The following is a 10,467-nucleotide window of genomic DNA, read 5'->3' as shown; positions in this document are numbered from 1 at the left end:
CGGAGAAGTCGCTGTCGCGCTGCTGCTGGCACCGCTGCTGTCTCCTAACGGTGCAGGTGCAGGTGCTGGTGCTGGTGTTGGTGTTGGCGCTGGTGCTGGGGCTGTGGCGCTAGTAGTTGGCGGAGCATCTAAACCGCTGCTAGCTGAGGCGCTCGCACTGCTAGAAGTGTCGCCGGGAGTCGATGCTGTCTGAGTGCTGGTGCTGCTGCTGTTCCCTGTCGGAGAAGTCGCTGTCGCGCTGCTGCTGGCACCGCTGCTGTCTCCTAACGGTGCAGGTGCAGGTGCTGGTGCTGGTGCTGGTGTTGGTGCTGGTGTTGGTGTTGCTGCCGGGGCTGAAGTTGTGGCACTTGTCGTCGGAGAAGCCCCCGCCGAGGCTGTAGCTGTAGCGCTACCGCTGCTGGAGGTGGCTCCCGGAGTATAGACTGTTTGGCTGCTGTTGCTAGATTCTCCCGTTGGAGAAGTACCTGTCGCACTACTTGTACTCCCTGCACCGCTGTCCGAAGTGGATGAAGTGGATTTGGCAGAACTGCTGCTGCCTCCTGAAACCTCGCTGGGAGTAGAAATGTTAGCTGTTGGGGCTGGTTCTGAAGATGCTGAATAGTTAGTAAGTTCACTATTACTTGCACCAGTTCCACCCGCTAACAAGCTAGAGCCACTTGGACTGCTGCTACCGACCGTTAGGGTAGGAGGAGCAGATGCGTCTAATTGAGGCATCGCTGTTAATCTCCTTAAAATTTGTTTTAAGCTTGATAAATCAACTGAAGATTGCTCTGGGTCAAAGCAATGGAGCTATACATTTTTATTGTGATTTCATTACCCTATCGAGATAATAAAAATTATTTAATTTCTATTATTCACGGAATCTAGTTTCGGAACTTGGGAAATGACGGGGGAGTGTAGGCGATCGCAAATACCTGACCGTAACCAACCGCTAGAGAACCACCGTAAGGCGAAGATACTGCCCAAGACTGAGAATTAGCAGCAGTTGAGGTGAAGTCACCGATCGCGGAGCTAAAAACACTGATATCTACTGAAGCAAAACCGCCAACAATATTGCCTTCGTCAGAAACTTTCTCCAAATATGTTAAATCCTCAATAGTCATTGATTTTTACCTTTATCTGATTATTCTTGGATACGGCTGTAATTTTGACTCGAAAAAGGTGTAATTATCTCGTTCCGCTGCCAGCAGTTCGGACTTATTCTACTAGCAGCGGGCGACTGATTCCTAATCGGAAACCGATACGGAAAATGCACCGGATGAACTCGATACAGGAGTCGTAAATGTGCTGGTAGCAGCCTTGGTAAATGAGCCATAACCGATCGCACCGGCACTAGCGTCGGCTACTGCTATGTTGCCATATGCTACGCCAGCAGTGAATGAACCGAATGAAACTAGGCCGACAATCAAATCAAATTCAGTGAAACCGCCTTCGATTCTGGTTGCTTCGGAAACAACTTCTACATGGTTCAGATCTGAGATAATCATGGTTTTTTGCCTTTACTATTGCAGGTTTGTTTGACTAAAAAACTGTGTAATTCTATCGTTTTGCTGCCAGCAGTTCGGACTTATTCTACTAGCAGCAGCGGGCGACTGATTCCTAATCGGAAACCGATACGGAAAATGCACCGGATGAACTCGATACAGGAGTCGTAAATGTGCTGGTAGCAGCCTTGGTAAATGAGCCATAACCGATCGCACCGGCACTAGCGTCGGCTACTGCTATGTTGCCATATGCTACGCCAGCAGTGAATGAACCGAATGAAACTAGGCCGACAATCAAATCAAATTCAGTGAAACCGCCTTCGATTCTGGTTGCTTCGGAAACAACTTCGACATGGTTCAGGTCAGAGATAATCATGGTTTTTTCCCTTGTTGGTTAAGTGCTTGCTCGAAGCAATCTTGTTTGCTTTCGATGTACCTAATATATCTGGACTAATTAGAGCTGTGTTGCCAATTTGGCAGATTTGTGAAAATTAAAATGTAAATTTAAATTCATGAATATTTGTAAATTATTTGTCCAAAAGCTACAAAAAATCGAGGTATTTTGAAATACAAAAATCAGCCTCGTTTTAGAGTTTATTAACGAGACTGGAAGATTGTACTATTTAGCTCAATTGATAACTTGTATAGATAAAGACTGCCCAGGCTAAACCGCAGGAATTACAGGTCAACCGATTTGAGATTTGAGATTTGAGATTTGAGATTGAGTCAACGTAAAAGGTTATTATCTTAGATACCCGACTTCTTAAAGAAGTCGGGTAAGCTGTGGAGCATTTAAACCAGTAACGAGGCTAGTAGGGTGCGTCAGGAGTGAACCCTTACGCTGAAACGGAAAACCTTAGATGCTGACGCACCTTACGCAAGTCCTTTAAATGCCGAACAGCTTATCTGGGTATTCCCTTTTTTTAGGTTGACCTACTTAACAAAGTATTAGGTACGATCGCCACAAAGTGTTGCCATTTTGGCAGATTTATCGGAAGTGCGGATGTTCGATACTGAAAAACCCGATCGCCCGCGGTGAGTCAACCAAAAAACTGGTACACCCAACGCCCGCAATCGGGTTGTCGATCTCTCGACTAAATTACTTACCCGCCAAATTAAACAAGCGCGTCTTAAATCCCGCAAAAAATCCTTGACTTGGAATTGGCAAACACTCAACCTTCGGCATCGAGAGATATTGCCCTTCCTTGACTTCAAGTCCAAAACCTGCGGTATCTGAGTGCAACTCGGTAAAAGCCTCTGTTACATAACCCCCTCGAACTCCGGCTCGTTTTTCCCTCACCACTTCCACATAATCTAAATCAGCAATTTTACCCAATGCAGGCTTAGTTTCCGATTTACTCGACTTGCTGATTTGACTGTTTTCCTTAAGCAAGCGGTTGGAAGTACGGTAAGGGATATAGTCGAGAGGGTTGTAACCCGTGCACCGCAAAAGTAAAAAACAAGCCCAAGAATACTTTCCTGCCAGGATGGCTGAAATTATCTCATCCAATTGTTCTGGTTTGATTCCAACTTGGGAATGATTGGCAGAATGGTGAAATTGGGAAGTCATTATTTTATCCTGTTTTGTGTATAGAGAGTGACAAAGGACAACAACCACTTAACTAAGTTCTACAAACTCATGCCACCCTTTTGTAGCTGCTTGAGAGGGTCAAGCAAAATGTCGGCTATGCTGCGCTGGCGGATGACAATTTCCGCAGTAGCTGTTTGGCCAGCTTTGAGTTTCCAGGTTTGGTTTTTGGCTTTCACTGAGTCTCTATCGATACTCACTTCCACCCGGTAAAAAACACCCAATCGCTCGTCTGTTTTGGCATCCGGCGAAATAGATAAAACTTTTCCCGGAATCACGCCGTAATTTTGATAAGGAAAAGCATCGAATTTGACTTGCACCGGCATTCCGGTTTTGACAAATCCCGCTTCTCGGTTCGGCAAACTGACTTCCAGCACCAGAGGAGCATGATTCGGAGTCATTTCTGCAATAGTTTGACCCGGTTGAACTACTTCGCCTTTGTTGTGAATGTTGAGTGCGGAAATCACTCCGCTGACGGGTGCGTAGAGAAATCTTTGTTTGAGCTGATTTTTGGCTTGAACGAGCAGGGTTTGGGTTTCGGCAATTTTGGATTTGACTTGATTTAATTGCATTTCCAACTGCTGAATTTTTTGCTCTTTTTCTAACTGCATTTGGCGCGCTGCAGCTTGTTTGCTGGCGGCTTCGGCTTGCAGTCGATCGACTTCTGCCAGTTGTTGAGTTAATTCACCTTGGGTTCTAGAAATGGCGCTAGTTCGATCGCGCAAATTTTGCTCGACTTCAAACAACCTTTCCTTAACCCCAGTTGCATCAGACAGTTGACTCCTGATGGCAGCACTTTGCCTGTCGCGAACGGTTTGCTCGACTTCAAAGGCGCGATCGTCAGCCTGAGTTGTCTCTCCCAACTGGCTTCTAATCACGGCATTTTCGCTTTCCCGCAGAGCTTCCTCAGCTTGAAACAATACGTCTTTTGACAGTGCTCCTTCATCTACCAAAGGTTTGAGACGCGCGATCCGCTCTTTGTGAGCCACCACTTTTGCTTGCAATTGCGTCAGCAATTCTTGAGTCTTGCGTTGCAATGGTTTCACCTGATCGCGCCGCCCTTGCTGGGAGTTAATATCTGTTTTCAGTTGCGAGAGCAAGTCTTGCACATCCTTTTCCAGAGGTTTGAGCTGTTGTTGCCGCGCTTGCTGAGACACTACATCTGCTTGCAATTGCTCGATTTGAGACTGCGTGGTGGCCGCTGAAGCGCTAGCACGGGCGATCGCAGCTTCAGCCCCCCGCTGCTCTGCAGCAGCAATAGCTTGGCTCGCTTCAACTTCCAGTTTAGTTCTCTCGATCGAACTCATCTGCTGCACCAATTGAATTCGATCAGCGTCCAGAATTTTCTCAAGACGCTCCACCTCGCTCTCGGCATTCGACGGGTCTAATTCCGCCAATAATTGTCCAGCTTTGATTTTTTGACCTTCTTTGATAGCGAGGTTAATAATTTTTCCCGTCTCCGTCGGGTGAATTTTGTAAACAGCGCCTTTGGGAACTAATTTGCCCTGAGCATGACCAACCTCGTCAATTTTTCCCAAAGTTGCCCACGCTCCAAAAGCTACGGAAAAAACCATTCCTCCTAATATCAACCGCTGGGGAAAAGATACTGGCGGCTGGTCGAGTACCGAGTGCAAAGAAGTAGACCAATTATTCGCATCAGGCTGTCGTAACTGTAATTTTGCAATATTGATACCGTCATGAGTTTGAGAAGAGCGATTTTGAGATTCGACAACTTCTAAAGAGCGCTCTTTTTTTCGGATTTCGTTTTCTTGCCTAGAAGCTACGCCCCCATAAACTTCGCCTATTTCGTTAGGAGCGTGGCCTAATTCTTTGGCATCTTCTGAAAACATTGTCTTTCCTCCAAATTAGTCTGTTGACTGTTGGCAGTTGGGAGTTGTTAGGAGCTATCAGTCAGGAGTCAGAAGTAAGTGATATCATGTCCGGTCGAGCGATCGCGATTTTTGTAGGGGCTCCCCTCACCAACAATACCTGCCAATAATTGACAATCTCAAAAACCCGCCCGACCGGGATATTATGGTTAATCGATCGGACATGATATGAAAATTATCTTTAGCCTTGTCTTGCTAATGACTAATGACCAATGACTAATGACTAATGACCAATGACTAATGACTAATGACCAATAACTAATGACTAATGACTAATGACTTAAATATCGAGTTGTTGCTGAGCGAGGTGATAGTAAAGTCCGCGTTCAGCCATCAATTCGTCGTGGTTGCCTTGTTCGGCTAAAATGCCTTTGTCTAGAACCAAAATTCGATCGGCATTACGCACCGTAGACAACCGATGAGCGATAATAAACGCAGTGCGATCGCGACTAATGCGGGCGAGATTTTGCTGAAACCTGCGCTCAGATTCGGTATCCAACGAAGAAGTTGCTTCATCCAAAACCAAAATCCGGGGATCACCCAAAAGAGCGCGGGCGATCGCAATTCGTTGTCGCTGGCCCCCAGACAAACTCGTTCCCCTTTCCCCCACAGGAGTTTGATAACCCAGCGGCATATCTTGAATAAAAGCATGAGCTTCTGCTAGCTTCGCCACTTCTATCGCCTCTTCCAAGCTTGCAGAAGCAGCATCGCTTCCGTTTTTATACAACGTAATATTTTCCAAAATCGTTCCCGAAAACAAGAAACAATCTTGAGGAACAACACCCAACTGAACTCGCAGCGACTGCAAAGAAATGTGCCGAATATCGTGGCCGTCAATTGTCAGCCGCCCCTTTTCTGGATAATAGAAACCTTGCAGCAGCTTTACCAAAGTGCTCTTACCCGAACCGCTGCGGCCGACAATTGCCACAGTTTCTCCAGCTTGCACCTCAAAGGAAAGATTTTGCAGCGTATTGCGTTCCTCATCCTGAGCATAACGGAAAGAAACATTGTCAAACTTAACGTTTCCCTGAATGCGAGGCAGCACCAGCATTGGCTTGTAAGGGCTTTCTTCAGGTTGGGCAGAGAATACATCATCCAAACGCTCGATCGAAACGAGCACTTCTTGAAACTCATCCCAAAGTCCCACCACTGAAAGCACAGGAGAAATTACGCTCCCAATCATCATATTAAAAGCCACGAATTGACCGATCGTCAACTCGTCTTGAATCACCAGCATTGCCCCGTACCACAGCAAAGCCGTGCTGCCCAAAGTATTAATCCCACCCCCGATCGCCTGCAAAGAATTAGCCAACTTCTGCCCGCGAAATTTAGCATTAATCATGCAGGTTAATTGGTCTTCCCAGCGCCAGCGCATTTCTCGCTCAGCAGCAGTTGCCTTAACCGTCGCCACCCCAGTAATCATTTCCACCAAAGATGAATTTTGCTTGGCACTTTCGGTAAAAACCTCCCGCGAAACTTTTCGCAGGAATGGAGTTGCCACTAAAGTCAAAATCACGATCGGCGGAATCAACGCCAGCACCAACAACGCCAGACGCCAGTTATAGTAAACCATCAGTCCGATGTAAACCACAGCCATCAAAGCATCCAACCAAGCCGTAATAGCTTGGCGAGTCAAAAATGCCTGAATTTTTTGATTTTCCTGAACCCGCGTCAAGATATCGCCCACCTGACGAGATTCAAAAAACTTAATCGGCAAAGTGAGAGTGTGACTGATAAAGCCGCTAATTAAAGTCAAGTCAATGCGGTTCGACAAATAATCCAGCAAATACTGTCTCGTTGCACCCAACAGCGTTCGCCAAACACTAAACAACAGCAGTCCGATCGCAAAAACGTGCAGAGTTACTACGCTTTTACTGACAACCACTTGATCGAGAATTACTTGGGTAAATAGGGGAGTAACTAAACCAAATAATTGGAGCAACAAGGAGAGGATCAGAATTTGGGCGATCGCAGCCCGGTAGGGCCAGACTATGCCTACAAAATTTTTAAGTTTGATACCTTGATGTTCGGCAGTGTGATTGCGGTATAGTTCCGCTGTCGGGTCTAAAATTAGGGCGTACCCAGTCCAATTTTCGGTAAAATTTTTAATGCTCATCCACCGCTTGCCCGCAGCCGGATCAGCCACTAAAACCTGTTGATTTTTAAAGCGATAAACTGCCACGTAGTGATTGCCTTGCCAGTGAGCAATCCAGGGATTTTGATTTCGCAGCGGAGTTAAAGAAGCTCGCACGGGACGGGTTTGAAATCCCATCCTTTCCGCTGCTTTTGCCAGACTCTTGAGCGACGCGCCACTGCGGCCGATTTCTGCCAATTCCCGCAAGTAATTTAGGCTGAATTTCTTACCCCAATATTCGCTAATCATGGCTAAGCAAGTAGCTCCACAATCTGCTGAACTCTGTTGTTGAATGAATGGGTGTCTGCTGATAAACCAGCGCCGCTGCTTGGGTTTGGGAAAGCTGATGATTCCGGTTGCGGGTTTTTGCCGATCGACTGCGGTTAATTTTGATGGCTCGGTTTGTGAGGTAGAGCTGGCCTTTTGGGGCGGCGTTACTAAGCTTAAGATTGGAGGTTTGCGGATGATTTTAGGGCGGGAATTGCTTTCGGAACTAATTGTGGCGTTGGCGATTTCCCACTGTTCGCTGCTAAGCTGGTAAATTATCAGGTCTGTTACCGCTATCCAGTCGCTCTTTACATCTGAATGTTCCCATTTACTGCCGAGAATTGGCGGTGCTTGACCTTGAATTTGACCGCTGCGGAGCCAAAAATGATTGTTGGAGTTTTGGCAGTGCTCGGTGAGGGAAACTCCGGCAGGAATTCGGATTTCTTCTATGTAAGGAAGTAAGTGGGGCCACAGAAGCTGTTGTTTGTGGGGAGGGAGCGATCGCAAATCTGTTTGTGTCTTGAAAAATATTAACCGCTGTCGCTCTTGAAATTCTTGCCGCCAGTGCTGTTGCAGTTGCTGGAATTCTTCTAAAATCAGCTCCAATGTGGTGGCCGTAATTCGACCGATTTGGCAAGTGCCAGCCGCAATTGCCCTGTAAGGCAGTCCGCTTTCAATAAATAGGTTATCTGTCCCAAATATTGCTCCGACTTCCAGTACCACCGCCGAAATTTCCTGCTGTTGCGACGCTTCTACCGCTAGCAGCCTGACTCTTCCCTCGCAAACTAAATAAAAATTGCGTGAAGCGAAGCTATCCCGTAGGGAATCGCTCTGTTCTTTTTCAAGGAAATTGTTGCTATCTGATGTTTGATATTGAGTGATTTCATCTCCGAGTTGAAACTCGCAAATTTCACAGGCTGTATTTAATTTCGCCACTAAAGTCTGCCCTGCACCGACTTCCTCGAAAATTTTCTGAATAGCCGGGAAATTTTCCAAGGCTTCTCGGGTTTTAAAAATTTGATTTTTAACCCCTAAATTTTTTTTCATAACTTACCCTGTCAAAAATTTGTTTCATTTTTTTTGAATGGCAACTAACCCGGTTATGAGCGATTTTTATTGGTTTAGTTGCAACCTAGTTGGCTTACAAACTGTTTGTCGATATGTCCGACTAACACCTCTTAGTTACGGCATCCCTTCAACGCCTTTAGGATATATAAAATTGCGTTTTTTCAGGATTTTGTGGTGATTACGTAAGTGTGGTTTTGGCTGGCTCTCAGTTTAACTTACAGAATCGTGGTTTTGGCTACCTTTAAGGGCAATCTTTACGTAATCTTTATAAACCTACAGTAATTATACGGATATTTGTGAAGATTCTGTGAAGCTGGGCGAGGCAGGTGTTGTGTCCGGTATACGTATATATACACAGAAATTGACATTCAGAACTCAAAAACCATCAATTTTCGACGCTTGTTTGTGAAATCCAGGGCCGGATCGTGGTAAAGAAATATTGATGGCTGTTAATTTGTAGCAGCAATTCAAGCAATTAATTGACCCTCTGGTCTGGGTATATAACGGATTAAAGTAAGATGGAAAGTTTTGCTATTGATAACGGTCTTCCATTTGGGGGTGACTTCTGTGATGGCCTAAACCCATCACTATCGCTACCCATCACTATCAATCTAAACCCCGATTAAAAGTATCGGTTTCTCTGCTTAAGGAATTTTGTGCGATCGCACTCAGTGTATTTCTTCTTCAAAAGCATGGAATAGTGTAGAATTCAACAACCAACTCAGGAAATTGTCGAACCTGCTTTACAAAAACTGGATATGATGATTGTCATCCCGACGGGCGGTGGCAAGTCTTTGTATTTTCAATTACCGACTCTGTTGAAACCAGGATTGACGGTGGTGATTTCGTCGTTAATTGCTGTGATGCAATGCCAGACACTTGTGGCGAGTAATTAACTATGCAGAATCCAGCGATTCCCGCTGCACAATCGAGTTAAATTATTTTGGGGATGGGAGGAAGGGTAATTTTCGGAACATCTTAGCCGTATCATGTGTTGTTTAGTTCACCCTATTTCATGCCGCTTCACCTGAGTTCGGATCAGTCAAGGCAACTGCTATTAACTCAGCAGCCTGCACGTTACTCATTGCGACTTCCCAAATGCCTTTTGCACAATAGCTGTAAAAGTTACGAACAGGCAGAAACAATGAAAGCTACTGGTAAGGTGTATACAATTGATTTGGCTGGAAATCAGTATCAAAGCCCTCGCTACTTGCAAAGTCGGGCGAGGATTAATTCCCTCATCGACCATTATATGTCATTGGAAGTTTTGAGCGATCGACTTTCGGATCTACCCCAGCAATTTTCCACCCCGCATCCTCGCCCTTGGGAACCCATAGATTGGCAAGGAATCAATCGCGACCAAATTATTGGTGTCAAGCCAGAAATATTTTTACAAATTTTGGCAAGTGCGGCCGAAATTGAAGCTCCCATCCGCAGTTACGGTAGAGAAAGTTGGTGCTACTTACAGCATATTTACCCGCAAATGGCGCGGTTTATGGGAGGAATTTTTGATGCCAATGGCAACATTCTAGAGATAGGTGTCTGGGAAAAAGAAGAACGCCAACATTGCCCGACATTTAGGAAAATTTACCAGCAATTAACAGGGGAAAAACTGCAAGTTAAACCGAATTCTGTGAAGGGCTGTCAATCCACAGGTGACGCTTGGCAAGATACCTATAAACACGTGATTAGTCGCCTGAGTACCGAGTGGGGAGCTACTTCTGTCTATTTATGGTTGATGGTACACTCAACAGGAGCGTTGCAACAGGCAATTTCCCAGCCTTTACAGGATGAGATCAATCATTTGGCTAAGTTTTGGGGTTTCAGCCGCTGGGCATTCTCCCAGAGTTATTTCAATCAACTGAAAGGCTCTACCAAAAACCTGATTGCTTTGCTGAAGCACCATCAGATTGAACGCACGCACGGCAATGATGTGTTTAATACTTCACTCAGTCTCAAACGGGAGCATCCCGGTTTTGTAAATGGTTAAAAGTATGATAAGAGCCAAAATTTTTCGCCCTCCGCTATATGATAGAA

The 10,467-nt window shown here is 45.6% G+C and carries 8 protein-coding genes and 2 pseudogenes; 3 read left to right on the top strand and 7 right to left on the bottom strand.

The window, feature by feature from the left end; translation table 11 throughout:
• From QUB26_RS28485 to QUB26_RS28460, 6 genes and pseudogenes are all read right to left on the bottom strand, one after another.
• Nucleotides 1-714 (bottom strand): annotated as a pseudogene (locus tag QUB26_RS28485) (hypothetical protein); the annotation flags it as partial.
• A gap of 149 nt (nucleotides 715-863) precedes the next feature.
• The gene (locus tag QUB26_RS28480; protein WP_333243288.1) at nucleotides 864-1,103 is read right to left on the bottom strand and encodes a hypothetical protein; all 240 of its coding nucleotides are present in this window, start codon (nucleotides 1,101-1,103) and stop codon (nucleotides 864-866) included.
• A 123-nt stretch (nucleotides 1,104-1,226) separates the two neighbouring features.
• The gene (locus tag QUB26_RS28475) at nucleotides 1,227-1,487 is read right to left on the bottom strand and encodes a hypothetical protein (RefSeq protein ID WP_333243285.1); all 261 of its coding nucleotides are present in this window, start codon (nucleotides 1,485-1,487) and stop codon (nucleotides 1,227-1,229) included.
• Nucleotides 1,488-1,599: 112 nt separating this feature from the next.
• Nucleotides 1,600-1,860 (bottom strand): hypothetical protein, encoded by a 261-nt coding sequence (locus QUB26_RS28470; protein WP_333243285.1) that lies wholly within the window; start codon nucleotides 1,858-1,860, stop codon nucleotides 1,600-1,602.
• Nucleotides 1,861-2,583: 723 nt separating this feature from the next.
• Nucleotides 2,584-3,054 carry a HetP family heterocyst commitment protein gene (locus QUB26_RS28465; protein ID WP_333243283.1) on the bottom strand — a complete coding sequence of 157 codons (471 nt, stop codon included), beginning with the start codon at nucleotides 3,052-3,054 and terminating at the stop codon, nucleotides 2,584-2,586.
• A 59-nt stretch (nucleotides 3,055-3,113) separates the two neighbouring features.
• Entirely contained in the window at nucleotides 3,114-4,922 is a 1,809-nt protein-coding gene (locus QUB26_RS28460; protein WP_333243280.1) for an HlyD family efflux transporter periplasmic adaptor subunit, read from the bottom strand.
• Here QUB26_RS28460 and QUB26_RS28455 point away from each other — a divergent pair.
• Nucleotides 4,922-5,071 (top strand): hypothetical protein, encoded by a 150-nt coding sequence (locus QUB26_RS28455; RefSeq protein WP_333054973.1) that lies wholly within the window; start codon nucleotides 4,922-4,924, stop codon nucleotides 5,069-5,071. The genes QUB26_RS28460 and QUB26_RS28455 overlap by 1 nt on opposite strands.
• Before the next feature lie 170 nt (nucleotides 5,072-5,241).
• Here the strand turns inward: QUB26_RS28455 and QUB26_RS28450 are convergent, their stop codons facing one another.
• Nucleotides 5,242-8,409 carry an ABC transporter transmembrane domain-containing protein gene (locus tag QUB26_RS28450; protein ID WP_333320690.1) on the bottom strand — a complete coding sequence of 1,056 codons (3,168 nt, stop codon included), beginning with the start codon at nucleotides 8,407-8,409 and terminating at the stop codon, nucleotides 5,242-5,244.
• Nucleotides 8,410-9,152: 743 nt separating this feature from the next.
• On the opposite strand from QUB26_RS28450, the pseudogene QUB26_RS28445 reads away from it, so the two are divergent.
• Both QUB26_RS28445 and QUB26_RS28440 read left to right on the top strand, forming a co-directional pair.
• Nucleotides 9,153-9,305 (top strand): annotated as a pseudogene (locus QUB26_RS28445) (DEAD/DEAH box helicase); the annotation flags it as partial.
• A 269-nt stretch (nucleotides 9,306-9,574) separates the two neighbouring features.
• On the top strand, nucleotides 9,575-10,420 hold the full coding sequence (locus tag QUB26_RS28440) for a hypothetical protein (protein WP_333320688.1): 846 nt from the start codon (nucleotides 9,575-9,577) through the stop codon (nucleotides 10,418-10,420).
• Nucleotides 10,421-10,467 lie beyond the last annotated feature (47 nt).

It is taken from the genome of Microcoleus sp. B4-C1, from assembly GCF_036705285.1.
GTDB lineage: Bacteria > Cyanobacteriota > Cyanobacteriia > Cyanobacteriales > Microcoleaceae > Microcoleus.
This window is presented reverse-complemented; position numbering and strand designations above follow the sequence as displayed.